Source organism: Sphingobium sp. PAMC28499 (assembly GCF_004795815.1).
Lineage (GTDB): Bacteria > Pseudomonadota > Alphaproteobacteria > Sphingomonadales > Sphingomonadaceae > Sphingobium > Sphingobium yanoikuyae.
The window spans coordinates 1,499,766-1,525,062 of record NZ_CP039248.1; the positions used below are offsets into that span (position 1 = coordinate 1,499,766).

The 25,297-nt window shown below is 66.6% G+C and carries 22 protein-coding genes; 12 read left to right on the forward strand and 10 right to left on the reverse strand.

Annotation, left to right across the window (positions count from 1 at the left end; all coding sequences use genetic code 11):
* The first annotated feature begins 50 nt into the window (after positions 1–50).
* The 6 genes from E5554_RS07260 to E5554_RS07285 all read left to right on the forward strand — a co-directional run bounded on the left by E5554_RS07260 (position 51) and on the right by E5554_RS07285 (position 7,263).
* The gene (locus E5554_RS07260) at positions 51–1,028 is read left to right on the forward strand and encodes an enoyl-CoA hydratase/isomerase family protein (protein WP_136186381.1); all 978 of its coding nucleotides are present in this window, start codon (positions 51–53) and stop codon (positions 1,026–1,028) included.
* 14 nt (positions 1,029–1,042) lie between these two features.
* The gene (locus E5554_RS07265) at positions 1,043–2,029 is read left to right on the forward strand and encodes an AraC family transcriptional regulator (RefSeq protein ID WP_136186382.1); all 987 of its coding nucleotides are present in this window, start codon (positions 1,043–1,045) and stop codon (positions 2,027–2,029) included.
* Between the two features lie 13 nt (positions 2,030–2,042).
* Positions 2,043–3,368 (forward strand): aromatic ring-hydroxylating dioxygenase subunit alpha, encoded by a 1,326-nt coding sequence (locus tag E5554_RS07270; RefSeq protein WP_136186383.1) that lies wholly within the window; start codon positions 2,043–2,045, stop codon positions 3,366–3,368.
* Between the two features lie 6 nt (positions 3,369–3,374).
* Entirely contained in the window at positions 3,375–4,568 is a 1,194-nt protein-coding gene (locus tag E5554_RS07275; protein WP_136186384.1) for a MaoC family dehydratase N-terminal domain-containing protein, read from the forward strand.
* Positions 4,565–6,211: a class I adenylate-forming enzyme family protein gene (locus tag E5554_RS07280; protein ID WP_136186385.1), complete on the forward strand. Its 1,647-nt coding sequence runs from the start codon at positions 4,565–4,567 to the stop codon at positions 6,209–6,211. Before E5554_RS07275 ends, E5554_RS07280 begins: the two co-directional genes overlap by 4 nt.
* A gap of 83 nt (positions 6,212–6,294) precedes the next feature.
* The gene (locus E5554_RS07285; protein WP_136186386.1) at positions 6,295–7,263 is read left to right on the forward strand and encodes a nucleoside hydrolase; all 969 of its coding nucleotides are present in this window, start codon (positions 6,295–6,297) and stop codon (positions 7,261–7,263) included.
* Here the strand turns inward: E5554_RS07285 and E5554_RS07290 are convergent.
* Positions 7,260–7,574 (reverse strand): non-heme iron oxygenase ferredoxin subunit, encoded by a 315-nt coding sequence (locus E5554_RS07290; protein WP_026108788.1) that lies wholly within the window; start codon positions 7,572–7,574, stop codon positions 7,260–7,262. The two genes, E5554_RS07285 and E5554_RS07290, sit on opposite strands and share 4 nt — an antisense overlap.
* Positions 7,575–7,725: 151 nt before the next feature.
* On the opposite strand from E5554_RS07290, the gene E5554_RS07295 reads away from it, so the two are divergent.
* The 3 genes from E5554_RS07295 to E5554_RS07305 are packed head-to-tail and all read left to right on the forward strand — an operon-like array spanning position 7,726 to position 10,669.
* Positions 7,726–8,190, forward strand: a complete 465-nt coding sequence (locus E5554_RS07295) for a VOC family protein (RefSeq protein WP_136186387.1) — start codon at positions 7,726–7,728, stop codon at positions 8,188–8,190.
* Complete coding sequence (locus tag E5554_RS07300; RefSeq protein WP_136186388.1) at positions 8,190–9,908, forward strand: FAD-dependent oxidoreductase; 1,719 nt, start codon at positions 8,190–8,192, stop codon at positions 9,906–9,908. Before E5554_RS07295 ends, E5554_RS07300 begins: the two co-directional genes overlap by 1 nt.
* Positions 9,905–10,669 carry an SDR family oxidoreductase gene (locus E5554_RS07305; RefSeq protein WP_136186389.1) on the forward strand — a complete coding sequence of 255 codons (765 nt, stop codon included), beginning with the start codon at positions 9,905–9,907 and terminating at the stop codon, positions 10,667–10,669. The genes E5554_RS07300 and E5554_RS07305 overlap by 4 nt, the downstream gene beginning before the upstream one ends.
* Here the strand turns inward: E5554_RS07305 and E5554_RS07310 are convergent.
* The 8 genes from E5554_RS07310 to E5554_RS07345 form a co-directional block, all read right to left on the reverse strand.
* A complete protein-coding gene (locus E5554_RS07310) occupies positions 10,659–11,513 on the reverse strand; it encodes a DUF2520 domain-containing protein (RefSeq protein WP_136186390.1) in 855 nt (284 codons plus the stop codon). The two genes, E5554_RS07305 and E5554_RS07310, sit on opposite strands and share 11 nt — an antisense overlap.
* 32 nt (positions 11,514–11,545) lie before the next feature.
* Positions 11,546–12,406 carry a methyltransferase domain-containing protein gene (locus E5554_RS07315; protein ID WP_136186391.1) on the reverse strand — a complete coding sequence of 287 codons (861 nt, stop codon included), beginning with the start codon at positions 12,404–12,406 and terminating at the stop codon, positions 11,546–11,548.
* Between the two features lie 68 nt (positions 12,407–12,474).
* Positions 12,475–13,674, reverse strand: coding sequence for a CaiB/BaiF CoA-transferase family protein (locus E5554_RS07320; protein WP_136186392.1), 1,200 nt, complete (start codon positions 13,672–13,674; stop codon positions 12,475–12,477).
* Entirely contained in the window at positions 13,671–14,783 is a 1,113-nt protein-coding gene (locus tag E5554_RS07325) for a CoA transferase (RefSeq protein WP_136186393.1), read from the reverse strand. The genes E5554_RS07320 and E5554_RS07325 overlap by 4 nt, the downstream gene beginning before the upstream one ends.
* Positions 14,780–16,879, reverse strand: coding sequence for a hydantoinase/oxoprolinase family protein (locus tag E5554_RS07330; RefSeq protein ID WP_136186394.1), 2,100 nt, complete (start codon positions 16,877–16,879; stop codon positions 14,780–14,782). The genes E5554_RS07325 and E5554_RS07330 overlap by 4 nt, the downstream gene beginning before the upstream one ends.
* Positions 16,876–18,681: a hydantoinase B/oxoprolinase family protein gene (locus E5554_RS07335; protein WP_136186395.1), complete on the reverse strand. Its 1,806-nt coding sequence runs from the start codon at positions 18,679–18,681 to the stop codon at positions 16,876–16,878. Before E5554_RS07335 ends, E5554_RS07330 begins: the two co-directional genes overlap by 4 nt.
* 9 nt (positions 18,682–18,690) lie before the next feature.
* Complete coding sequence (locus tag E5554_RS07340) at positions 18,691–20,100, reverse strand: aromatic ring-hydroxylating dioxygenase subunit alpha (protein WP_136186396.1); 1,410 nt, start codon at positions 20,098–20,100, stop codon at positions 18,691–18,693.
* A complete protein-coding gene (locus tag E5554_RS07345; RefSeq protein ID WP_136186397.1) occupies positions 20,097–21,389 on the reverse strand; it encodes an amidohydrolase family protein in 1,293 nt (430 codons plus the stop codon). The genes E5554_RS07340 and E5554_RS07345 overlap by 4 nt, the downstream gene beginning before the upstream one ends.
* Before the next feature lie 179 nt (positions 21,390–21,568).
* Here E5554_RS07345 and E5554_RS07350 point away from each other — a divergent pair, with 179 nt between their 5' ends.
* The 3 genes from E5554_RS07350 to E5554_RS07360 are packed head-to-tail and all read left to right on the forward strand — an operon-like array spanning position 21,569 to position 24,008.
* Complete coding sequence (locus E5554_RS07350; protein WP_125997318.1) at positions 21,569–21,886, forward strand: 2Fe-2S iron-sulfur cluster-binding protein; 318 nt, start codon at positions 21,569–21,571, stop codon at positions 21,884–21,886.
* Entirely contained in the window at positions 21,883–23,163 is a 1,281-nt protein-coding gene (locus E5554_RS07355) for a cytochrome P450 (protein WP_136186398.1), read from the forward strand. Before E5554_RS07350 ends, E5554_RS07355 begins: the two co-directional genes overlap by 4 nt.
* 5 nt (positions 23,164–23,168) lie before the next feature.
* Positions 23,169–24,008 (forward strand): SDR family oxidoreductase, encoded by an 840-nt coding sequence (locus E5554_RS07360; protein ID WP_136186399.1) that lies wholly within the window; start codon positions 23,169–23,171, stop codon positions 24,006–24,008.
* Positions 24,009–24,013: 5 nt separating this feature from the next.
* Here E5554_RS07360 and E5554_RS07365 read toward each other — a convergent pair whose 3' ends face one another.
* A complete protein-coding gene (locus E5554_RS07365) occupies positions 24,014–25,201 on the reverse strand; it encodes a TetR family transcriptional regulator (protein ID WP_247594405.1) in 1,188 nt (395 codons plus the stop codon).
* Between the last annotated feature and the right edge of the window lie 96 nt (positions 25,202–25,297).

The window sequence follows — 25,297 nt, forward strand, 5'->3', positions numbered from 1 at the left end:
CGCGGCTCCGTGCCAGCCTGCCGGGCATAAGAGAGATGGGAGAGAGCGGCATGGCCAGGGCAAGCGCGGCAGCGCTCAAGCGCGAGGCGGCGCAGTTCGTGCATTATGAGAAGGACCGGGCGCGCAAGATCGCGACCGTCACCTTCGACCGGCCGGGCAAGGCGAACACGACCACGATCGGCATGCGCCTGTTGTTCGGCGAGATCGTCCACAAGGCGAATATCGACGATGATGTGAAGGTGCTGGTGATCCGCGGCGCCGGCCAGGATCTGGGATCGGGTGGCGACATCAACGAACATGGCGACATGTATCTGCATCCGGGAGAGGATGATGATTTCCTGCCCGACCTGGAGATTGACGATCCCGACGTGCGCTATCCGCCGCCCGGTTCCTACCGCTTCCTCCATGGCCTGACCGACCATTATGCCAAGGGCTATGCCGGCAACCGGCCGCTGCAGGAATTCAAGAAGATCAGCATCGTCGAGGCCAAGGGCTATTGCTATGGCTGGCATTTCTACCAGTGCGCCGACGCCGACCTGATCGTCTCGTCCGACGACGCGCTCTTTGGCCATCCCTCCTTCCGCTATGCTGGCTGGGGCCCGCGCATGTGGCAATGGCTGGAAATGGTCGGCATTCGCCGCTTTTCCGAAATGCTGTTCACCGGCCGCCCTTTCACCGCCGCCGAGATGATGGCCTGCAACTTCGTCAACAGCGTCGTGCCACGCGACGCGCTGGAGGCGGAGACCGACAAATATGCCGATGCCTGCGCCCGCACCCGGCCGCTCGACGTGGTGGTCGCGCAGAAGACCTTTATCGAGGCCTATAAGCAATATCGCGGCGAATATATGGGCAGCCTGCTCACCGGCTGGCTGGAAGGCATGCTGCCGCTGATGAAGAGCGACCGGCCGACCGACATCGATCTGGGCGCCGGCGGCTTCGACCAGGGCATCGCCCATACCGTCAAGAATAACGACCTCAACTATCCCCCGGAATGGCGGCTGAGCCGCGCCGGTCGGGCTCAGCGCTGAAAGGAGCGGATGCGATGATCGAAACGCTCTTCAGCCTCGACCGGGGCAATTATCGCGAATGCCAGCACCTGTTTCGCGGCGAACGCGAGCAGGAATATTATCGCGGCGATTACTGGATGGAGGAAGGCTCCGTCATCGATGTGGAGGCGCGGCGCAAGCCCGCCGGCCCCAGCGCGGCGATCCTGCTGCGATCGGCCACCCGCCTCTTCTTCCGCCGTACCCGCCAGCATATTCGCGAGGATGGCACGGACCTTACCGTCCTGTGGTTCGTGAAGCGCGGCCGGCTGGTCTTTTCCAACCAGCTCGGCAGCCGCGCCGCCCAATATGGCGATTTCCTGATGACGCGGTCGACCGCGCCCTTCCTGATCGAATGCCAGCCCGATGCGCAGGGCGTGCATGAGGTGCTGCATGTGACGGTGCCGACCCATGTGCTGCGCGGCTTCGTCGATTGCGATGCCGGGGCGGGCATATTGCTGCCGATGCAGCGGGCGGAACTGGGGATCGCCGATGGCATCCTGGCCGGCTTGTTCCAGCGCGACGCGGATGTGGCGGAGGAAACCACGCGGACGCTGGTGGAGGCGGCGCTGGCGGTGATCGGCCAGGGGCTGCGCCATGATGTGCGCGCGGTGCCGCCGCGTCCCTCCGTCGCGGAGAAGCGCTTTGCCGATGTGCGCCGCTTCGTTGAGGTCCATCTGTCCGATCCGGGCCTGTCCGCCGCGATGACGGCCAAGGGCTGTGGCATTTCTCCGCGCTATCTCACCACACTGCTCAAGCAGAATGGCACCAGCTTTTCCGACCTGATCTGGCAGCGCCGGCTGGAACAGGCGCGGGCCTGGATGGCGCGATCGGACGCGGCCAGTATCTCGATCAGCGAGATCGCCTATGCCGTGGGTTTCAAGAGCCCGGCCCATTTCAGCCGCATGTTCAAGCGCGTCTATGCCCGCAACCCCAGCGACTATCGCGCGGAGGCTGCGCCGCCGCCGCCGGTTGCGTTGCATTGAGCGGGAGGGGCGCATGACCATGCAAGGGAGCATCACTGAGCCACCGGTGCTGATCGGCAATGACGCCTATGTCTCGCAATCCTATGCCGATGCCGAAGCCACGAAACTATGGCCCAAAGTCTGGCAGGTCGCCTGTCGGGAAGAGGAAATTCCGGAGGTCGGCGACTATGTCACCTATGACATTGTCGATGACTCGATCATCGTCATCCGTTCTGCGCCCGATCGGATCGCCGCCTATTTCAACGTCTGCCGCCATCGCGGCCGACAACTGACCGAAGGGTGCGGCCATGCGAAGCGGCTGGTCTGCCCCTTCCATGCCTGGAGCTGGGATCTGGACGGCAATAATGTCGGCGTGGTCCGCAAGGATGCCTGGGGCGACTGCCTGAAGGCCGATGCGTTGCGCCTGCGCGACGTGCGCGTCGACACATGGGGCGGCTGGGTGTTCGTCTGCATGGACCCGGACTCGCCGCCGTTGCGCGACTATCTGGAGCCGGCGGCATCGATGCTCGACCCGTTCGAGCTGGAGCAGATGCGTTATCGCTGGCGCCAGTGGCTGCATTTTCCGTGCAACTGGAAGGTCGCGATCGAGGCGTTCAACGAGGGCTATCATGTTGCCGGCACCCATCCGCAACTGACCAAATATTCGCCCAAGCCGACTTGGAGCGACGGGCGCGGCATCCATGGCGTGTTCGGGTCGCAGGCGCGCGAGGGCACGGGCGGCGCGACTGCTGGGGCGGCCGGCGCGGCGGACATGCGCCAGGGGCTGGCGGATTCGCTCAACCAGCTCTGGGAGGAGGTGAACGGCACCACCACCGAGACGATGGTGCGGGTCGCCAATCTGCTGGTCGATGAACTGCCCGACGGCACGCCGCCCGCCGAGGTGCAGATGCACCTGATGCGCCGCACGGTGGAGGAGGATGCCAGGCGCGGTGTCGTTTGGCCGCGCATCGACCCGGCCCATTTCGCGGCGGCGGGCAATGTCTGGCACATCTTCCCCAACACGGTGGTGATCCACGGACCGACCTTCGCGCTCTGCTATCGCGCACGGCCCGATGGCCATGATCCCGATCGCTGCATCTTCGAGGTCTATACGCTCGAACGCTTCCCCGAAGGTACCGAGCCGCGCCCCGCCAATCTCCACAAGCCCGACATGGACGAGGCGAGCTGGCGCAAGGTGCTGTGCCAGGATTTCTCCAACATGGGGGCGGTGCAGCGGGGCCTGCGCTCGCGCGGCTGCGACGGGTTGCGGCCCAGCCCGGTCGAGGAACGGGCGATCATCAATTTCCACCGCGTGCTGGCCGACTATCTCGGCACCGGCGCGCCGCAAGTGATCGGGTAGGACATCATGGCCGATATGGATGTGCAGGACAGCAAGCTGACGCTGGATACCAGCGATGTCGACCAGTGGGTCGGCAAGCCGGTGATCTTCGCCGAGATGTGGGACGCCTGCAATGCGACCGACATTCGCCGCTGGGTGCAGGCGATGGACTATCCCAATCCGATCCACTGGGACGAGAATTTCGCCCGCGCCTCCCGCTTCGGCTGCATCGTCGCGCCGCAGAGCTTCACCGTGGCGATGGACTATGGCCATGGCTGCCACCCCGCCTGCGTCGGCAAGGTGCCGGGCACCCACCTGATCTTCGCCGGCGAGGAATGGTGGTTCTACGGCACCCCCGTCCGCCCCGGCGACAAGCTGGTGCAGAGCCGCCGCTTCGACGGCTATTCGATTGCTGACACCGGCTTTGCCGGCCCGACCATGTTCGCGCGCGGCGACACCATCCACCGCAACCAGCATGGCGCGCTGGTGGCCAAGGAACAAGCGACCGCGATCCGTTATCTGGTGGAGGAAGCCAATCGGCGCGGCGTCTATGCCAAGGAGAAGCGCAGCCCCCGGCGCTGGACCAAGGAGGAACTGGCGGAGATTCACAAGGCGCGCCACGACTGGATCTTGTCCAACCGTGAAGGCCGATCGCCCTCCTATGCAGATGTAAAGATCGGCGACCGGCTGCCGCGCCGGGTGATCGGCCCGCATTCGGTGGTCAGCTTCGCCAATGAATGCCGCGCGCATCGCCAGAATATCTGGGGGACTTGGCGCTGGAACGCGCCCGAAGGCATTCATGATCCCGCGACCGAGGATGCTGGTTTCGGCGCCGACATGTCCTATGACCATGAGGCGCGCAAGATCGACCCGCGCATGGGCGACGGCCTCTATCACGGGCCATCATCTGGCCATATCAATGCCGAAAAGGCGGAGAATGTCGGCATGGGCGGTGCCTATGGCTATGGCGCGTCGATGAATGCCTGGCATCTCGACACGATTGCCTATTGGGCCGGCCATGGCGGCTATGTCTGGCACAGCAAGACCCAGTTCCGCTCCCCCGCGTTCGAGGGCGATGTCACCTGGGTCGATGGCGAGGTGGTGGAAAAGATCGACCGGTCCCCCTTCGGCATGCCGGTGGTCAAGGTCCGCACGGTGATGACCACCCAGGATGGCGAGGAGATATTGAAGGGCACCGCGCAGGTGGAGTTGCCCTATTGAGCGCGGCACTTTCGCTGGTCCATGGGACGCCGCTGGCGGATGAGCCGGGACAGGGCGCGCAGACCATCCCGGCCTATCTGGATGCGGTGTGTGCCCGGCATGGCGCGCGCGACGCGGTCATCATGCGGATCGCGGATCGGCGCATCTGCTGGAGCTATGACGAACTCCATGCCCGGTCCGTCGCGGTGGCGAGGGCGCTGATCGCGGCCGGCCTTGGCAAGGATGGCCGGGTCGGCGTGCTGATGGCGAACCGGCCGGAATATCTGGCCGGCGTCTTCGGCATCGCGATGGCGGGGGGCGTCACCGTGGCGCTCAGCAGCTTTTCGAGCGCGGAGGAATTGAGCCATCTGGTCAAGGCTTCGGCGATCGGCATCCTCCTCTTCGACACGCGGGTGATGAAGAAGGATTTTGCCGCCATGCTGGCCGGCATCGACAAGGGGCCGTTTCTCCATCGGTTGGTCCAGCTCGACAGCGTGACCGATGCCAATCCGGCAGCGCCGGGCTATGAAGGCTGGGATGCTTTCCTCGCCAGTGGCGCGGCGGTGCCCGATGCGCAGGTGGCGCAGCGCGCCGCCACCGTCACCCCGTCCGACCATGGCGGCATCTTCTTCTCGTCCGGCACCACCAGCCTGCCCAAGGGCATCGTCCATGCCCAGCGCGCCTTCTGCATCCAGTGGTGGCGCTGGCCGCGCGTCTTCGCGATGCGTGAGCCGGTGGTGAGCTGGACCGGCAATGGCCTGTTCTGGTCGGGCAATATCAGCCTGGTGATCGGCACCGCGCTGTCGACCGGCGGGACGGCAGTGCTGCAACCGGTGTTCGACGCCGCCGCTGCACTCGACGTGATCGAGCAGGAGCGCGTCACCTTCCTCACCGGACGGCCGCACCAATGGGCGCGGGTCCAGGCGGCGGACAATTGGGCCAGCGCCGACCTGTCCAGCCTCAAATATGTGACCAAGGGCGAGTTGATCGGCGAACATCCCACGGTCGATACCGACTGGACCACGCCCATGGCCTTCGGCACGACCGAGACGATGACAATCTGCACGGCGTTCGATGCGGATACGTCCGACGCAGAGTATGGCGGCAGCGCCGGCGCGCCGCTGCCCGGCAACAGCCTCAAGATCGTCGATCCGCTGACCCGCGCGATCCTGCCGGTCGGCCTGCATGGCGAAATGTGCATCAAGGGGCCGACCCTGATGACCGCCTATCTGGGCAAGGCGCCGGAGGAGTGTTTCGACGCGGAAGGCTATTACCGCACCGGCGACGGCGGACGGGTGGATGAACAGGGGCGCTTCTTCTGGGAAGGGCGCCTGACCGACATGATCAAGACCGGCGGCGCCAATGTTGCGCCCGAGGAAGTGGACGCGGCGATCGCGACCTTCCCCGGCGTCAAGCGCAGCCAGACGGTCGGCGTGCCCGACGAGCTGCTGGGCGAGATGGTGGTCGCCTGCGTCGTCCCGGTCGATGGTGCGCGGGTGACGGAAAGCGACCTGATCGCTCATCTCAAGGCGCGCATGGCCAGCTTCAAGGTGCCGCGTCGGGTGCTGCTGCTGGACGAAGCGGATTTCGCCCTGACCGGCAATGAAAAGGCCAAGGCCGCCGACATTCGCGCGGTCGCGGTGGCGCGGCTCAGCCATCCATAGCTCGGGCCTATGGGCACCCCGAAAATCGATATTTGACCCTTTGGCCGCCCCATGCCAGCCCTCGGCCCAGACAGGGGAGAAGCATGCGGACAAGGATCAATCGGCGCGGGTTCATCGCAGCGGGCGCCAGCCTGATGATCGGCACGGCCGCCCGATCCGCCCTGCCGGTGATCCGGCAGGCACCCAAGGCGCGCATCATCATCGACAATGATTTCGCCGGCGATCCCGACGGTCTGATCGCGCTTGCGCATCAACTGGCGACGAAGGCGGCGCGGCCGGTGCTGGTCACGACATCGGCGCTCGACGCGAAGCTGGCGGCGCTGGGCGGACAGCCGGCCGGCGCAACCGCCGCGGCGGGCAAACAGGCGGCGATCGACCTGATGCAGATCATGGGTCTGACGAACCTCTGCCCGGTGATCGCGGGCAGCGAGCGCTTCGGCGTCGCCGGGGCACAGGCGTCGGCGGCGGCACGGGCGATCGTGGCGGAGGCGATGCGGGACGATCCGCTGCCGCTCTTCTTCACCTGCGGCGGGCCGCTCACCAATCTCGCCCAGGCGCTGCAACTGGAGCCGGCGATCGCCGATCGCATGACTCTGGTGTGGATCGGCGGCGCCGATTATCCGCAGGGCGGCACCGAATATAATCTGTCCACCGATCTGGAAGCGGCGCGTGTCGTGATCGAACGGAGCCGCCTGCCGATCTGGCAAATTCCCGCCGGCGCCTATCGCCAGTTGCAGATGTCGGTGGCGGAAATGACGGCGACCTTGCGGCCGATGTCGGCGACGACCGCATGGCTCTATGGCCGCTATGCCGACCTGCCGCCCTTCGTCCAGCTGGGCGGCGCCATCACTCTGGGCGACAGTCCGATGGTCCTGCTCACGTCCGTGTCTGCGGAGAGCAGCGCCTCCGCGATCATCGTCGGACGGCGCCTGCTGGACGATTCCCGCTATGGCGCGGAAATCCCCGGCCGGTCGATCCGCCTCTTCACCCAGCTCGATGCGCGGCTGGCGCTGGCGGATTTCCTGGCCCTGATGCATCCGCGCAGGGACTAGCGCGCGATCTCGATCCGGTCGTCTATGACCCGCACCTCATAGACCTTGATCGCTGCCTTGGCCGGCGGGTTCATCGCGCGGCCGGTTTCCAGATCGAACCGCGCGCCATGGACCGGGCAGGCGATCCAGCCCGCGCGCACCCGGCCGCAGGCGAGCGGCTCGTCGGCATGGGAGCAGCGATTGGCGACCGCGAACAGCCGGCCATTGCTGTGGCACAGGAGAATGCTCTCGCCATCTACAGCGACGGCCTTGGCAGTGCCCGGCGGCACATCGTCGACATGGGCGACGGCGGTGAAGGTCAGCATGGTCATGGCCCCATTCATCATGGGGTGGCTGGCACGGCAATTGCCCGTGACCCGATGCGCGTGCCGGTGCAAGCGGCGCTGCCGCCGGGGTCATTCCGCTTCGCTGCCCCGCCTTCGATAGTGGCTGGCAGCAGAACAGAGCGGGAGAGGGCGATCCGTGCGCCGGGACTATTATCAGCATGCCTATGTGACCACCGACTGGCGCCGGGCGATGGACGAGATCGGCGCGCTGCACGGCATCGGCCATTATATGGAAATGCCCGACGCGCTGTTCGACACCGGGCAGGACCGGCAGGCAGTGACCCATTTCGCGCTGGCGACGAAGGATGAACTGCAGTTCGAGATCATCCAGCCTTTGTCGGGCGACATCGCCGTCTATCAATGGGGCCTGCCGACGGAGGGCTTTGGCCTTCATCATCATCATCAGGGCCGGCATTTCGGCGATCGCGCCGCCTTTGACGCGGCCGTCGCGGCGGCCAAGGCGCGCTGGGCGATGCCGATCGCCTGGGACACGATGGGCGGCACCTATGCCTATTTCGATGCGCGGGCGGATCTGGGCCATTATCTCGAATATTTCTGCTTCCCGCCCGGATCGCATCTCGAAGCGGTGCCGAGCTTCTGATGATGGACAGCTTCGACCTCATCGTCGTCGGATCGGGCGCGGCCGGCGCCATGGCAGCCTTGCGGGGCGCTGATCTCGGCCTCTCCGTCCTGATCGTGGAGAAGGCGCATCAGTTCGGCGGCACATCGGCCACTTCGGGCGGGGTAATGTGGGTGCCGGGCCATGGACTGGATGGCGACCGGGGCGACAGCGCGGCCGAGGCGTTGCGCTATCTGCGCAGCGTCATCGGCGTGCCGGTCGATGCGGAACGGCTGGCCGCCTATGTCGATCGGGCGCCGGAGATGCTGCGCTTCCTGAAGGACAGCGGCGTGCCGGTGATGGCGGCGGCCTGGCCCGATTATTTTCCCGAAGCACCGGGCGCGCGGGCCGATCGCTCGATCATCTGTCCGACCTTTGACGGGCGGCAATTGGGCGATGAACGCTATCCGCTGATGCGGGCGCAATATAGCCGGTTCACGCTATTCCGCCGCTATGCGATGGACCTTGGCCAGACCTTCGCCCTGATGATGCAGCAGCGCGGCTGGCGCTGGACCGCGGCGAAGATGATCGCCCGCTACTGGCTCGACATCGGCACGCGGCGGCTGTCGGCGCGGGACCGGCGCTTCACCCAGGGGGCGGGGCTGATGGGCGCGCTTTACAACCAGGTCTTCGCCCGCGGCGTCGAACTGCGGCTGGAAACCGCACTGGAGGAACTGACGCTGGGCGCGGACGGCCGCGTGTCGGGCATCACCGTCCGCCGCTTCGGGCAGGTGCAGCAGATCGCCGCGCGCCATGGCGTGGTGCTGGCGGCGGGCGGCTTTGAATGGAATCAGGCACTGCGGGACCGTTTCTACCCGGTGCCGGGCCTCGCCCGCCATAGTTCGACACCGGAGGAGGGCAATCGCGGCGACGCACTGATCGCGGCGGAGGCCGTGGGGGCGTCCGTCGCCCATACCGATCAGGGCTGGTGGATTCCGACCATGACCCTGCCGGCGCCGGGTGCCGCCAATTTCCACGAAATCCACCAGGCCGCCTTCGATGTCGGCCGGCCGTGGAGCGTCTGCGTCAACCGGCTGGGGCTGCGCTTCGTCAATGAAGCGACCGGCTATGACCGGTTCGGCCAGGCGATGGTGGCGGATCAGCTAAAGACCGGCGCCAACATGCCCTGCTGGCTGATCTTCGATGCCAAGTTCCGGGCGAAGTTCAGCGCCGGCGGGCTGATGCCCACGGTCCATACGCCCGATCATCGCATCCCCGGCCATTGGTGGGACCATTATGTCTTCCGCGCCGGATCGATCGAAGAACTGGCGCGCACGATCGGCATCGCGCCGCAGGCGCTGAGTGAAACCGTGCAGGTGATGAACGGCTATGCGCAGACCGGCGTCGATCCCGAATTTGGCCGGGGCGGCAATATCTATGATCGCTTCTTCGGCGATCCCGGCGTCACGCCCAATCCCAATCTGGGGCCGATCGATACCGCGCCCTTCTATGCCGTGCCGATCGACAATGGCGATCTGGGCACCAAGGGCGGGCTGCGCTGCGACGCACAGGCGCGGGTGCTGGATGGCGGCGGTCGGCCGATCCCGCATCTCTATGCGGCGGGCAATTGCGCGGCGAGTCCCTTTGGCGATTGCTATCCCGGCGCCGGTGCGACGATCGGTCCGGCGCTGACCTTCGGCTTTGTCGCGGCGGGGGACATTGCGGCGCGGGCGCACGAGCAGCAGAGGATGACGGCATGACGGAACAGAAGGTCGCGATCGTCACCGGCGCGGCGGGCGGCATTGGCGCGGCGATCGTGCGCGCCCTGTGCGCCGATGGCGTGGCCGTGCTGGGCACCGGCCGCAGCGCGGACAGACTGGCGGCGCTCGCATCCGCGCTGCCGCAGGACGCCGCCTTTGCCTTCGTCGCGGCGGACATTGGCGATGAGGATGCGCCGGACAGGATCGTGGCGGAGGCAACGGTCCGGTTCGGGCGGGTCGATCATCTGGTCAACAATGCCGGCGCGGGGGTGTGGGCGCCGGTGCATGACACCAGCGACGCCATGCTGGACGAAGTGATCGGCCTGTCGCTGCGCGCGCCGTTCCGCCTGTGCCGGGCCGTCCTGCCGCATATGGGCATGGGGTCGGCGATCGTCACCATCGGGTCGACCTTCGGCATCATGGGCGGAATGGATGGCGGCATCTATTGCGCGGTGAAGGCGGGGCTGACCGGCCTCACCCAGACGATGGCGGCGCAATATGGCGAACAAGGCATCCGCTCCAACATCGTCGCGCCGACCGTGGTGCGCACGCCGATGACTGACGCCGCCTGGGACTATCCTGCCTTCCAGCGGATCAACCAGGGGCTGACGCCTTTCTATCGCGACTGTCTTCCCGAAGATGTGGCCAATGTCGTCGCTTTCCTCTGTTCGGACAAGGCGGAGTATATCAATGGCCAGGTGATCGCGGTGGACGGTGGCTGGTCGACCACGCGGATGATCAACAGTCGCTTTACCGGCTGAGATCGTCGCGCAGCGCGCCCTCGTCCCGGTCCAGCGCGTCGAGCGTCGCCAGCGCCATGGCGCGATAGGCTGGCAGCAGTTCGGGTGCATGCGCGCGCAGCGCTGTCAGATGATTGCCGATCGTCTGTCGGTCGCCGCGCAGCAGCGGGCCGGACAGGGCGTTCATCCCGCGATCCAGGCTGTTGTCGAGCGCGGCCCGGACCAGCGGCGCCAGCAGCGCGCCGGGCTCCGCCACGCCGGCCGCCGTCAATGCGTCGGAGGCACCGGCGATCAGCGTCACCAGATGATTGGCCGCATGGCAGAGCGCGGCATGATAGAGGGCGCGATGCGCCTCCGCGACCTCGACCGCCACGCCACCCAGCAGCGCGACCAGCCTGCGCGCCGCCGCGGTCGATGGCGCATCGGCGCCGGTGATGGCGAAGCGGGCGCCCTGCATCCGCGCGACTTCGGCGGCCGGATCGCCGGTGAAGGTCATCGCCGGATGGACGGCGGCGGTGATCGCGCCCTGCGCTCGCAGCGGGTCAAGCAGCGCCGCGCCGCTGCGCCCGCTGACATGGCAGATGGTGGCAGACAGCGGCATAGTGGCCAGATCCGCGATCACCGCCGGCAGGGCGTCGTCCGCCACCGCCAGCAGGATCAGGTCGCAATTGGATGACAGCGAAGTTGACAGGGCAACGGCCTGCGCACGGCCAATCGCCTCGAGCGCAGCGGCGGCATGATCCGGATTGCGACCCTGCACCAGGATCGGCGCAGCGCTGTGCGGGGCCAGTGCCAGCCCCAGCGCGCGCGCGACCCGGCCGGTGCCGATGAGGCCGATCTGGCGATAGGCGGGATGCTCGGTCATGGCGCGCCTATATCCCGGCCGGTGCGGCTACTCTAGCCCGGATTGGTGGCGGTCACGATCCAGGCGGCGCCGTCGATCAGGATCGCGGTCTCGCCGGGCCGCGCGGCGAAGGCCTGGCGCACCGCCTGGGCGGCGCGATCCCGTATATCGGCAGGCTGATCGGCCAGCGCGCGGGAGAGCGGGCCAACCTCGAACGCCATGGCGAGCGCATCGTCCAGCGCCGCCTCGCGATCGGCGCCTTGGCCGAAGGGGATGACACCATCGAGCGCAGTGAGGTCGATTTCGGCAAAGCCGGCATCGCTCAGGATGCGCGTTACCCGTGCCGGATCGCCAAAGGAGAAGGGGCCGGGCGCTTCGGGGTCGGGCGGCGCCAGCGGCAGCACGATGTCGCGGATCGCGCCCATCGGCAGGCGCACCCAGTCATTGTCCGCCGCCGCGCGCCAGCAGACGAAGGCGATCCGCCCGCCCGGCCGCAGCCAGCGCCGCATATGGGCGAAGCTGGCCACGGGATCGTCGAAGAACATCACGCCAAAGCGGGAGAAGAGCAGGTTGAAGCCATGGGTGGTCAATGTCGCACTGCCGGCATCGGCCAGGGCATAGCGGACCGGAAGGTCGGTGGGCTGCTGCGACTGAGCCAAGGCAATCAGCGGCCCGGAAATGTCGAGGCCCAGCACCTCGCCGGTTGCGCCGACCTGGCAGGCAAGGGCGATGCTGCTGGTGCCCGCGCCGCATCCCACATCCAGCACGCGCTCGCCCGGCCGGGCGGCGGCAGCTGCCATCGCCGCATCGCCAAAGGGCGCGAGCATGGCGTCAAGCCGCTGCCGGTGCGTGACCCAGCGTTCACCGCTCGATCCATTCCAGTCCGACACCTGATAGACATTGGGCTGCGCCATTTTCTTTCCTTTTTGCGAATCATTCGCAAAAATCTAATGGCTGGTGATCAACTTGCAAGAGCGGCTGATTACCAAATGACGCGACGGGCGATCAGGTCGTCAATTTCGCTGTCACTCAATCCCAATATCTCGCTATAGACCAGATGGTTATGCTCACCGAGCAACGGCGCGCCACGGGTGATGCTGGCCTCGTCCGGTGTCATGCGCCAGCCCGGCCCGATGATCGGTCGCGGCTCGCCCTTGGCATCGCTGACCATGCGATAGGCACCCAGCGCCCAGAGCGCCTCGCTCCCGATCAGGTCGAGCGAGGACTGGCTGCGAAAGGCCGGCACACCGGCCAGAAGCAGTGCCTGCGCCATCGCCTCGGCATCCCATTCGGGACTGAGCCCGGCGAGCGCTGCATCAAGCGCGTTCCGGTTGGCCAGCCGGTCGGCCGCATCGGCGAAGCGGGGATCGGTGGCCAGCGCCTGCGCGCCGATGGTAGCGCAGAAAGCCGCCCATTCCCGATCGTCGGCGATGGCGAGACTGATCCATTGCCCGTCGGCGCACGGGTAGCAGCCATGGGGTGCCATGTCGGCATGGAGGTTGCCCGTCGCCTGCGGCAGCTCGCCGGTCAGGCCATAGGCGAACAGGCTGTCACCGACCATCATCGACAGCGTCTCGACCGCCGACAGGTCGATAAACTGTCCCTCGCCGCTCGTCTCGCGATGATGGAGCGCGGCGACGATCGCCAGCGCGGCGGCGGCGCCGACGGTGGAGTCGCCATAGCGGATATTCATCCCCGCCGGTGTCTCGCCGGCATGGCCGACCAGTGCATTGAGCCCGCCCAGCGCCGCGAAACAGGGGGCATAGCCGGTCTGGTAGCCGAGCGGCCCGTCGCGCCCGTACATTTTGATCGAGAGCTGGATGATGTCGGGGCGGATCGCGCGAACATCCTCATAGCCCAGGCCCGATCGCTCCATCGCGCCGGGCCGCAGATTGTCGATCAGCACGTCGGACGCGGCGATCATCGCGCGCAGATGGGCCATGCCCTCATCCGATTTCATGTCGAGCTGGACGCTCAGCACCTCCTGGTTGATGCTGCGGAAATAGGGTGCGCTGTCGATATCGACCCCGCCATAGGCGCGCATCTCGTCCAGATTGGCGCGGCTTTCGACCTTGATGACCTCCGCGCCGAGAAAGGCGAGCAGCTTGCCGGCATAGGGACCGGCCCAGACCTTGGCGATTTCCAGCACCCGGATGCCGGCGAGCGGTCCGCCCCGGCTCATGCCAGCATCGCCTGATCGGCGCCGGGCGTCGGGGCCGGGCTGTGCAGCACCACCGGCGAGGCGCTCATGCGATAGGGTATGGTCGGATGCAGCGCGCCGTCCAGCGGCTGGAAGAAGCCGCGATGCCGATATTGGACATGGTCGATCAGGTCGGCGGCGCTGTTGACCTGCACCAGCGGCACGCCCGCTTGCTGCGCCGCCTGCGCCACGACATCCTTGGCCTGGGTCGCGATCCAGATGCGGAAATGACGGCGAAAATCGGCGACCCGGTCGGGTGTGCAATGATATTCCAGCCAATCCTCCGGGAAGGCCGCGGCCCAGTCGGGATCGCCCATCAGCGCACACAGCCCGCGCCAGTGCGCGCGCGTCGTCATCAGCAGATAGACATGGCCGTCGGCGCAGGCAAAGGCCGCGCCGGGTCCGCCCATATCATAGCGGGTGCGCTCCGGTCCCGGCTCTGCATCCCCGGCCAGCATCCGCCCCAGGACGCAGTCGGCGCGCGACAGCTGGACCGCGACCTCGCTGATGTCGATTGCCTGTCCCATGCCGGTCCGCCGCTTGCGCAGCAGCGAAGCGGTGGTGCAGAGCGCGGCCTCCAGCCCCGCCTCATAATCGCTCATGAACCGGCCCGCGCCCATCAACGGCGGCCGGTCGGGCGCGCTCTCGCTGGGCGTGTGCCAGGCCCAGCCACCGGCATTGATTACATTGATCGGCCGGGCAATCTGCCAATGGGGCGGGGCGTCCTGGCCAAAGGGCGTGATCGCGCAATGAACGATATCGGGCCGGCTGCCGAGCGCCAGTCCGTGCTGCGCCGCCCAGTCCGGCCCATGATCGTCGATCAGCGCATCGGCGCGCGCCAGCAGCCGGTCGATCAGCGCGCGATCCTGCGGCGCGTCCAGATCGAGCAGCACCGATTTCTTGTTGCTGTTGAGATAGCGGAACAGGGTGCTCTGCCCGTCATGAAATGGCCCCATGGCGCGGGTCGGGGCGCCGCCGGTCGCCTCGACCTTGATCACTTCCGCACCGAAATCGGCGAGCAGGCGGGCGGCAATTTCGCCCGTCACCCGCTCCGCCGTCTCCACGATCACCAGCCCGGCCAGCGCCGTCATGGATGACGCACCAGCAGATAGTCGCCGACATCATCGACCCGCGCCTGCCAGCCGGGATAGACGGCGATGGTGGTGAAGACCTCCTCGATGATCGCCGGGCCGGTGACGCGGGCGCCGGGGATCAGGTCCGGCCCCTTGTGGATCGCGACATCGGCAAAGCCATCGCCCAGATTGGCGCGGCGATAGCCATGGGGCGCCGGCTCCACGATCGGCGCGGTAAAGCCACCGCCGGCGGGCGGCATCGGCGTTTCCACCTGGGCGCTCAGGCGCACGCCGGTGATTTCCGGCACCTCGCCATCGCGGACATGGCCATATTCGGCCAGATGCCGCGCGTTGAAGGCAGCGATGGCGCGGGCCGACAGCGTGTCGTCGACAAAGCCCAGATCATCCAGCCCGCGGCCTTCATGCAGGTCGAAGGTCAGTGCCCAATTCTGCCCGGCATAGCGCATCGCCACCCGCCAGCGCGCCTGCACCGTATCGGCGGAAAAGCCGGCCTCGGCAAAATGCACCCCGGCATCGGCGGCCAGATCGGCCCACAGGCCACGCAGCCGGTCGAGGTCCAGCGCATCGGCGCGGGCACTGCAGGAGCGTTCCTCGTCGATCGCGGGATGGGCGACCAGCGTGCCGAGCGCGGAGAAGGTGGGGGAGGCGCGGGGCACCAGCACCTGGCCGATCCCCAGATCCTGCGCCTGGATCGCGGCGAAGGCCGGGCCATTGCCACCATAGGCCAGCATCACCATGTCGGCCGGGGCCATGCCCTTGGCCGCCGTCGTGCGCCGCACCGCCTGGGTCATATTGGCATTGACCAGCCGCCAGCAATCGAACGCTGCCTGCTGCGCATCATAGCCCAGCTCCGCGCCCAATGCCGCGAAGGCCTCCGCCACGCTCTCGTCGCGCAGGCGGAAGCTGCCGCCGGCAAAGCCTTCGCCGGTGGAGAGGATGCCCAGCATCAGCAGCGCGTCGGTCACGGTCGGCCGCAGCCCGCCCCGGCCATAGCAGATCGGTCCCGGCGCCGCGCCGGCGGAGGCGGGGCCGACCTTCAGTTCTCCCTTGTCGACATGGCAGATCGATCCGCCACCCGCGCCCAGCGTTTCCACCTGCACCATCGGCACACCGACCAGATAGCGATGATGCATGTTCCAGCCCGCTTCGGCTGGAGCCGCGCCGTCTCGCACCACCGACATGTCATAGCTGGTGCCGCCCATGTCGACGCACAGCAGGTTGCGATAGCCTTTGGCGCCGCCGGTCCGGGCCGATGCGATGACGCCGCCGGCCGGGCCGGAGGCGAGCAGCCGGATCGGCGCGGCTTCGATGTAAGCGCGGGTCATGACCCCGCCGGACGCCTGCATCACCATCAACTGCCGGCCATAGCCGGCCTGCGCCAGGCGACTGACCAGTCGTTCGAGATAGGCATTCACGCGCGGCGCGACATAGGCGTTCACCACCGTCGTGCTGATCCGGTCATATTCCGGCGCGCGCGACAGGATGCGGTGCCCAAGCGAGACGGGGATGCCGGGCATTTCCTCTGCCACGATCTGCGCCACCCGATCCTCATGATCGCCGTTCACATGGGCGAAGATCAGGCCGATCGCGACGGATTCGACGCCCTGCTTGCGCAGCCTGGCACAGGCCTCGCGAACCGCCGCCTCGTCCAGTTCTTCATGCACGCTGCCATCGGCCAGCACCCGTTCGGGTATGGTCAGGCGGCGGCGGCGCGGCACGATCGGGATCGGCGGTTCCAGCCGCACGTCCCAGATGCTTTCCTTGTAGCCGCGCCGATATTCCATTTCGTCGCGGAAACCCTGGGTGGTGATGAGGCCGGTGACGGCGCCGTCCATCTCGATCAATATATTGTCGGCAACCGTGGTGCCGTGGACGATCGCCTCGCAGCGGGCAAGGAAGTCGCCCTGCGACAACCCCTCCTTGCCGGCCAGCGTCTCCAGCCCCTCCATCACGCCGATCGAGCGATCATGTGGGGTGCTCAGATTCTTGTGCAGGATGACCTGCCCGTCCTTTGGCCCATCCTTCAACCCATCCTTCAACAGGGCGAAGTCGGTGAAGGTGCCGCCAATATCGATGCCGACGCGATAGCTCATGCCGCGATCCGCTCCCCGCGCAATGCTGCCGTGGCGGCATGGTCCACCGCCAGGCTGTAATCTTCGATGGCGCCGGTCAGCACCACGCCATAAAGGTCACGGGCGGCGGCGATGCTCACCAGTTCGTCCAGCACATCCTCGCACACCGCCTGCGGGTCGCGCCGCAGCGCCGGGCCGAAGCCCGCCCCCCCACCATGCTGATAGGCGATGACGGCCCCCGCCGGCAGTTGCGCCCGCGCGGTCAGCTCGACCCGATATTCATCGGGCGTCCCGACCTGAAAATGGTTGAGATAGGGGGTGCCGTCGGCGCCACCGGCCAGGCCGCTGATCGGATGGTCATGGCTGACCATCCAGGCCATCGCCATCGCCGGTTCCAATATCCGTTTCACGTTGCGGCTGCCCGGCATGCCGCGCCACTGGCCCGCGCCGCCGCTGTCGGTCATCAGTTCGCGGCTGATGTTGATGACCGGGAAGCGCGCCTCGCCATCCTCCGCCTGCGACAGCAGCAAATTGCCGAGCGAGACCGGGCAGCTGCCCCAGCCATCGATACCCTGCACGGCGGATACGTCCATTGACCGGCAATCGACGCCCTGATCCATCCACATCTGGCCGCCCGCGTCGAAGCCGATCACCGCATTGGGCATGCCGATCTTGTAGACCTGCGGCGCGGACCGGTCGGGGGCGATCTGCGACAGGGCGACGCACACCGCTTCGGTAATTTCGCAGGCGGGGTGAAAGGAGCCGAGCGCGGCGGGGCGGTTGGGCGCGGGGTGGGCGATGCAGCCTTCGGGCAGGATGATCTCGACCGCGTTGAACAGCCCTTCATTCTTGACGATGTCGGGGTCGATGCTGGCGGCGATCTGGGTCATGATATAGCCGCGCGAATTGGCGAAGGTGTTCCACACCCCGACCAGATCCTGGCGATCGTCGGTGCCGCTGAGGTCGACGGTCAGCTGGTCGCCGGCCACGGTGCAGCCGACCTGGACGCGGATATCCCTGGTCCCCATCGTGTCATGATCGATATGGACGGTCGCGTCATAGCGGCCGTCGCGCCAGGCGGAGACGGTGGCGCGCATCTGCCGTTCCGACTGGTCGATCGCATGATTGACCGCCGCCCGCACCATGTCCGCCCCCCATTTGTCGAGGATCGCGCGGATCGAGACGGTCGCCTTCTCGACCGCGCCGATCATCGCGGCGAGATCGCCGGCGAAGCTGGGGAAGCGGTTGTTGCGTTCGAGCAGATGGATGGCGTCGCGCCGCTTCTGGCCGCGATTGACCAGCTTCAGGCAGGGAATGGCCAGGCCTTCGGTGAATATGTCGGTGGCGTCGAGGGTGAAGCCGCCCGGATCCTTGCCGCCGGTATCGCCCTGATGCGCCTGCAGCGCCTGCACCAGCACCAGTTCGCCCGCCGCGTCATAGACCGGCGCATAGACATTATAGTCGGGCAGGTGGCCGCCGCCATAATCGGGATCATTGCCGACGAAGACATCGCCCGGCCCCCAGTCATAATCCTGCTGCTGCATCAGGCCATAACGGACCGTGAGCTGCGACACGAAGGTCAGATGGGGTGTGCCTATCGACCCCATGGCCAGCCGGCCATGGGCATCGACGATCGCCGCGTTGCGCTCGTTCGACTGGTTGATGATCGGCGAGGAGGCCGCGCGGCCCAGATGGGTCGTCGCCTCATAGCAGACGGTTTCCAGTGCGCCGCGAATGATGCTGGCGGTGACCGGATCGATCGCCGTCGTGGTCGGCAGGGGCGGGCGCTTGGCGGCCAGTTGCGCGTTGAGGGCAAAGGACATAGGCCGGCCTCAGCGTCCGGGCCGCAGCGGCGGCATGGCGACATAGCGGTCGACCGCCTGCTCGAAATGACGGATACGGATTTCCTGATAATTGCCCAGCGTCAGGCCGCGCTTGGCGCTCGCCTCTATCCCTTCCTGCTGCAGGAACAGATTGTCGGTATCCTGATCGAGAATCCTGCCGAAGCCCGCATCCATGCCCGGCGCCTCGCAGAAGCTTTGTTCGTCGGTCAGCAGGATCGGCTCGGCCGGTTCGGGGCGCGAGCCATCGCTGGGCACCGGGCGCAGGAAGAAGACCTCATAGATGCAGCGACGATGGTCCTTCGGGTCCGGGCGGAAGCGATAGACCATCGGCAGCGACACGCCGGGGAAGAGATAGGTGTTGGGAAAGAGGGCGTAGGAGAAACAGTCGAGCATTTCGCTGTCCGACGTGGCGCCAAGGTCGCTGCCGGTGGCCGCGCCGAACATGGTGCGGAACAGGTCGGCCATCGCCTGGCGCGCGGTGCCATCGCCCACCTGCGGCCGATCCTCGCTCAGCACCGATGCGTCGCCGACGGTGAACTGGTCGAGAATATCCTGCTCGGAAAAGCGCCCCTCCAGATGCGGCGAGGCAACACCCAGGCAGGAGATGAAGCGGTTCACATGATCGCCATAGACATCATATTGGCTGTTCGCGTCGGCATTGGACGGGGCGACCTGCGGATGGGTCTCGATCACATGATAGGCCTCCATGAAGGCCTCGATCGTCAGCTTCCAGTTGGCCGGGAAGCTCTTCTGGACATGGAGGTGGATATAGCGATCCTCCAGCTTCCACGCCTCTATGTGGGCCAGCGCCTCGGCACCCAGATACTCCTCCAGACTAGGCGCGTCCGGGTCCATGTTGATCCACACGAAGCCGCCCAGCGTCTGCACGCGGACCTGCGGCAAGCTGTTGTTCGCCGGATCGACATGGGGGAAGTCCCAGGGGCAGGTGATGCTCTTGCTGGACCCGTCAATGTGCCAACTCCAGCCATGGAAGCTGCATTTGAACTCGCTGGCACAGCCGGCCGATCCTGACGCGCGCAGCTTGGTGCCGCGATGCAGGCAGGCGTTGTAATAGGCACGGATATCGTCCGCCGCGACGCGGGTGATGATGAAACTGTGGCGGCCGATCTCATAGACCTGATAGTCGCCGACTTCCGGTATATGTTCCTCGCGGCAGGCAAATTGCCAGCTGCGCGTCCACAGGCTGTCCATCTCGCGCCGGGCGAAATCGGGATCGATATAGCGGTCGGTGGAGATGTCCTCGCTGCCGAGGAAGGCGTAGGACTCGCTGCGGACCCAGCCGGGCGCGGCGACCCTGTCGCGGGCGATGATATCCTGCGTGCTGATCGCCGGGCAGCGGGCATCGCCCGCCGCCATCGGGCCGCTTTCCATGTTCATGCAACTCTCCGTTGGGCGGGCGTGGCACAGTCGATCAGGCCGGGCGCGATGCGGTGGATCGCGCCATCCTTCATCACCATGGCCAGCCGGTTCTTGTCTTCGAGGATGGTGACGTCGGCCAATGGATTGCCGTCCACCAGCAGCATGTCGGCGAGCGCGCCGGGCACCAAAGTGCCCAGATCGCCCTGGTCGCGCATCGCCTGCCCGCCATTGCAGGTGGCACAGGCCAGCGCGCCGGCCGCGTCATAGCCATAATAGTCGATCATCAGCTGGATATCGCGGGCATTGGTGCCCTGCGGGTTCCAGGCCAGGCCATAATCGCCGCCGATCAGATGGCGGATGCCGCGCTTGCGCAATTCGCAGTGGGTCTCGACCGATGCCTCGATCAGTGCGGCTATGCCCATCGCGTCGCAGGTCGCGCGGCTGATCCAGGGTTCGCCATGATGGATCATCGCGTGGAACAGACCGATCGAGGGCGCGATGACGATCCGGTCCTTCGCTTCCTCCAGCATGTCGAGCAGTTCGCTGTCGGCATATTCGACATGGAACAGGCCATCGACCCCGGCGCGGACGCAATATTTGCTGCCCTCTATCGACCGGCTATGGGCGTTCACCTTGCGGCCGAAGGCATGGGCGGTGTCGACCGCCATCTGCACTTCCTCGAACGCCATCGGCGTCATATGGGACGGGCTGCCGGGATAGAAGGGGTCGCCCGAGACATCGAGCTTGATATTGTCGCAGCCCTCGCGGATCGCCAGCCGCACCGCGCGGCGCATCTCCTCCGGCCCGTCGACGACACAGGAAATGCCGATGCGCGGATTGTGCAGCCTGCTCTCGTCGCCCATGCCGCCGGTGACGGTGATCTCGGTCGATCCGGCGCGGATGCGCGGGCCGGGGATATGGCCGGCATTGACCGCATCGCGCACCGCGACGTCCAGTTTGAGCTTCGCGGCCGACGCGCCATAGCAGCTGGTGAAGCCCTGATCGATCAGGCGCCCGGCCATGCGCGCGGTGATGAGCGTGTGCGCTTCGGGCGAAGGCGCGATCAGATCCTCGGTCGAGGCGGCGTCGCCGAAGGAGATATGGGCATGGCCTTCGGTGAGGCCGGGCATCAGCGTCTTGCCGCTGCCGTCGATGACCTGATCGGCCGGCGCACGGCCGGCGCTGGCATCCGGCCCGACCGCAAGGATGCGGTTGCCTTCAATCAGCAGGTCGCCGGCAAAGGCAGGGCTGCCGGTGGCGTCCCAGATGGTGGCGTTGGCGATGAGCGTCGTCGGCACGAATGGCATCCTCTTCTGCTGTGAAGACTAGGCCGCGCCCTTTCCCGACCCAATGACTGCACGCGCACTTGGCGTTTCCTCTCGCCGCCGCGCGGCCTGCCGCGCCAGTCAAGCGGCTGCGCGGCGCCATGCCTTTCCGCGTCCGGCGCCATCGGCCATCCTGCCCCTTCATGAGGAGAAGGATGTCGATGGTGCGGGTCACCTTTGTGGATGTGCATGGCGTGGAGCAGGCGGTCGCCGGGGAGGGCGACCTGTCGCTGATGGAACTGGCCAAGGCGAACGGGATCGATGGGATCGCGGCCGATTGTGGCGGTGCCTGTTCCTGCGCGACCTGTCTGGTCCATGTCGATCCGGCCTGGGTCGATCGCACCGGCGCGCCCGACGATGTCGAATATGCGATGCTCGACATGGTGTCCGATGTCGCCGGCGACACCAGCCGCCTCGCCTGTCAGATCCGCCTGACGTCGGCGCTTGATGGCCTGCGCGTCGTGGTGGCGCAGCAATGACGCAAGACACACTCGCGCCCGAAGCGCGCAGCCTGCTCGACATGGCGTCGATGACCGATCCGATCATCTCGGCCCGGCCGCGTGCTTATTATGCGGCGATGCGGTCGCATGACCCGGTCCATTGGGACGAGAAGCTCGGCATGTATCTGGTGTCCCGCTATGAGGATATCGCCGCGATCCAGCAGGATCCTATCACCTATTCGGTGAACAAGGGCTATCACAGCCAGCAGGCCAAGGGCTTCCAGCAGGAGTTCCAGCAGATATTGGAGCGCGAGGGTGGCGGCTATTTCCCCGACGCGATCATGTCCGATCCGCCCTATCACACCCGCATCCGCAAGCTGATGGAAAAGGCGTTCAGCGCCCATCGGGTCAAGGAATTGGAGCCGCGGATCACCAGGGTCGTGATCGACCTGATCGACAGCGTTGCCGACCGGGGCAAGGCGGACGCAGTGCAGGATTTCGCCGTGCCGCTGACGGTGCGGATCATCTGCGAGCAACTGGGTCTCGACTGGGCGATGAAGGACCGCATCGCGCGCTGGTCTATTGCTGTCACGGCCCAGATCGGCCGGATGCAGGATCGCGAACAGATGCTGGGCCATGCGCGCGAGATTTGCGACCTGCAACATTATCTGATCGCCAAGATGCGCGAGCGCGAGGCCGACCCGCGCGAGGACATGATTTCCGATCTGGTCCATGCCCGCGATGCCGAGGGCCAGGCGCTGACCTTTGCCGAGGCGGTGTCGCTGATCCGGGCGCTGCTGATCGCCGGCAATGAGACGACGGCGACCGCGCTCGGCAATCTCTTCTACATCCTCGCGACCCGGCCGGAGATTGCCACCTTGTTGCAAGCGTCGGTGGACGACGACCGGCTGATGAACCGTTTTGTCGAGGAGTTGCTGCGGATCGAACCACCGGTGCGCGGCCTGTCGCGTATGACCACGCGCGAAGTGGAACTGGGCGGCAAGACGCTGCCGGCGGGCGCGCATCTGCTGCTCATGTATGCCTCCGCCAACGATCAGGAGGATGTGTTCCCCGATCCGCGCCGCTTCGATCTCGACCGACCCAATATCGGCCGGCACCTGTCCTTTGGCGGCGGGGTGCATCGCTGCATCGGCCTGGCGCTGGCGCGGATGGAGATCAAGGTCGCGGCGCGCGAGATCGTCCGGCGGATCTGCGATATCGAACTGGCGATCGCGCCCGAGGATATCCGCTATCTGCCGACGGTCGCGACCCAGTCGATCGAGCGGCTGCCGATCCGCTTCACCCGGCGGGGTTGAGGCGCATGGCAGGGGAACTGGCGGGCAAGGTCGCCATCGTCACCGGCGGCGCAGGCGGCATCGGCCGGGCAACGGTGGAGCTGTTTGTGGCCGAAGGGGCGAGGGTGCTGATCGCCGATCGCGATGGGACGGCCGGCACCGCGCTGGCGGCCGCGCTCGGACCATCGGCACTGTTCATGGCCGTCGATGTCGCCGACCGGGCGCAGGTACAGGCGATGGTCGCGCGCGCGGTCGATGCCTTTGGCGGGCTGCACATATTGTTCAACAATGCCGGGATCAGCTGCGCGCCCTTCCCGCATTTCCTGGACGACAGCCTGGCCGATTTCGACCGGGTGATGGCGGTCAATCTGCTGGGACCGATGCTGGGGACGCAGGCGGCGGCGCGGCACATGAAGGATCATGGTGGCGGCGTCATCCTCAACAATGCCTCGATCGCGGGGCTGCTCGCGGGGCAGGCGATGATGAGTTATCGCGCGTCCAAGGCGGGGCTGATTCAATTCTCCAAATCGGTAGCGATCGACCTGGCGCAGCATGGCATTCGCGTGAATTGCCTGGTGCCCGGCCATATCCGCACCAGCCTGTCGTCCTTCAGCGCGCAGGGGGCAGAGGCGGACCGGGCGGCGCGGGTCGATGCCGCGATCGACGCGGTCTATCTCTCCAACCAGCCCTTGAAGCGGCGCGGCGTGCCGGACGACGTGGCGCAGGCGGCGCTGTTCCTGGCCAGCGACCGCGCGCGCCAGATCACCGGCATCGCCATGCCGGTCGAGGGCGGGGTGGTTGCCGGCGATCCGGTCAACCATCTGGAGGATATATTGGCGGCGCGGGCCGGTGCCCTGTCCGGTTGAACGGATCAGGCGACGGAAGGGGGGCGCAACATTTCCCGCAATTGGGTGATGAGGATGCCGCTCCGTTCGGCTGCTTCATCGGCGGGCAGGCCGAAGCAGGCCTTGCGATGGCCCGACGCGAAGCCGGAAAAGAGCGCGGCCTCCAGACCCGAAATCTCGCGTCCCAACAGGGCTTGCAACATGCCGCCACTGGTGCGACCGCGCCGATAGCGCAGTTGCGGCGCAAAGCTGGCGAGCGCGTTATCGCGCGCGGCAGCGAGCATTAGTTCGTCCAGGGCCGACAATGTCCGGTCATTGGCCGGGAAGGGCCTGCGATAGCGGGCCATCACCTCTTCCTCCGACAGGGCGACCGGATCGGCAGGGGCGATGCCCCGTCTGCCCACCACCCGGCGATAGATCATCTCGAACGCGGCACGGACCAGTTCGGCACTCGATCGGAAATTATAGGAGACGACGCCCAGGGTCAGGCCGGCCTGCGCGGCGACGGCGCGATGCGTGAGGGCGCCCATGCCGTCCCGTGCCAGCACGTCGGCGGCCGCTTCGGCAACCTGTTCCATCGTTCCACCGGTGATGATCTGTTCGGGCAGTGCCAGATCGGCCTGCGCCCGCGCATAGAGGCGCCAGTCGCCATCGCGTGCCGGCCGACCGCACAGCCAGTCGTTCCAGCCGGCGCACAACTCTTCCAGTCCCGCGCGGTCGACCGGCCGGCGCCAGCGCATCAGGTGCAGCGTGGCCTCACCGTCGAACAGATAGGCCGTGAAGGCGCCCCGACCCGGATGGCCACAGCGCGCGCAGACCTCTTCCCAGAAATTGCGCCACATGGTCGTCCAGCGTTGGGCGACCGGGCCATAGCGATCCTCCCGCGCAGCGATCAGCTGGCATTCGCGCCAGGCAAAGGCCAGCCGGCGTTCCTCCTCGCACCATTGGTCGATGAGCGCGGCGAGCAACGGCCCGAAGGCGTTACGCGACAGGGGCGCGACCCCCTCCAGTTCCGCCAGCCGCGCCGCGCACCAGCGTTCCGAATCGCGCTGGGCCTGCTCATGTGCGGAAAGAAACAACTGTTCCAGTGATCCGAAGTGATGATAGATTCCGGATACGGGGGTCTGGGCCAGGCGGCTGATCGCGCGGGCCGATGTGCCGCTCGTGCCATCGCGTTCCCATATGTCGAGAACGGCCTCGATAAGCCGCTCCATCGCACAGATTTCCGAGGTTTTTTCCGAATGTGCCGCCGTCGCCATAACGCCCTTTATGCCATATCCCGCCGAACTGGCAAAGGCTGCGTCGGGGCG

Coding starts and splice junctions, on each gene's coding strand:
- E5554_RS07260 (WP_136186381.1), top strand. CDS start 51: ATGGCCAGGGCAAGCGCGGCAGCGCTCAAGCGCGAGGCGGCGCAGTTC.
- E5554_RS07265 (WP_136186382.1), top strand. CDS start 1,043: ATGATCGAAACGCTCTTCAGCCTCGACCGGGGCAATTATCGCGAATGC.
- E5554_RS07270 (WP_136186383.1), top strand. CDS start 2,043: ATGACCATGCAAGGGAGCATCACTGAGCCACCGGTGCTGATCGGCAAT.
- E5554_RS07275 (WP_136186384.1), top strand. CDS start 3,375: ATGGCCGATATGGATGTGCAGGACAGCAAGCTGACGCTGGATACCAGC.
- E5554_RS07285 (WP_136186386.1), top strand. CDS start 6,295: ATGCGGACAAGGATCAATCGGCGCGGGTTCATCGCAGCGGGCGCCAGC.
- E5554_RS07290 (WP_026108788.1), bottom strand. CDS start 7,574: ATGACCATGCTGACCTTCACCGCCGTCGCCCATGTCGACGATGTGCCG.
- E5554_RS07300 (WP_136186388.1), top strand. CDS start 8,190: ATGATGGACAGCTTCGACCTCATCGTCGTCGGATCGGGCGCGGCCGGC.
- E5554_RS07305 (WP_136186389.1), top strand. CDS start 9,905: ATGACGGAACAGAAGGTCGCGATCGTCACCGGCGCGGCGGGCGGCATT.
- E5554_RS07310 (WP_136186390.1), bottom strand. CDS start 11,513: ATGACCGAGCATCCCGCCTATCGCCAGATCGGCCTCATCGGCACCGGC.
- E5554_RS07315 (WP_136186391.1), bottom strand. CDS start 12,406: ATGGCGCAGCCCAATGTCTATCAGGTGTCGGACTGGAATGGATCGAGC.
- E5554_RS07320 (WP_136186392.1), bottom strand. CDS start 13,674: ATGAGCCGGGGCGGACCGCTCGCCGGCATCCGGGTGCTGGAAATCGCC.
- E5554_RS07325 (WP_136186393.1), bottom strand. CDS start 14,783: ATGACGGCGCTGGCCGGGCTGGTGATCGTGGAGACGGCGGAGCGGGTG.
- E5554_RS07330 (WP_136186394.1), bottom strand. CDS start 16,879: ATGAGCTATCGCGTCGGCATCGATATTGGCGGCACCTTCACCGACTTC.
- E5554_RS07335 (WP_136186395.1), bottom strand. CDS start 18,681: ATGTCCTTTGCCCTCAACGCGCAACTGGCCGCCAAGCGCCCGCCCCTG.
- E5554_RS07340 (WP_136186396.1), bottom strand. CDS start 20,100: ATGAACATGGAAAGCGGCCCGATGGCGGCGGGCGATGCCCGCTGCCCG.
- E5554_RS07345 (WP_136186397.1), bottom strand. CDS start 21,389: ATGCCATTCGTGCCGACGACGCTCATCGCCAACGCCACCATCTGGGAC.
- E5554_RS07350 (WP_125997318.1), top strand. CDS start 21,569: ATGGTGCGGGTCACCTTTGTGGATGTGCATGGCGTGGAGCAGGCGGTC.
- E5554_RS07355 (WP_136186398.1), top strand. CDS start 21,883: ATGACGCAAGACACACTCGCGCCCGAAGCGCGCAGCCTGCTCGACATG.
- E5554_RS07360 (WP_136186399.1), top strand. CDS start 23,169: ATGGCAGGGGAACTGGCGGGCAAGGTCGCCATCGTCACCGGCGGCGCA.
- E5554_RS07365 (WP_247594405.1), bottom strand. CDS start 25,201: ATGGAGCGGCTTATCGAGGCCGTTCTCGACATATGGGAACGCGATGGC.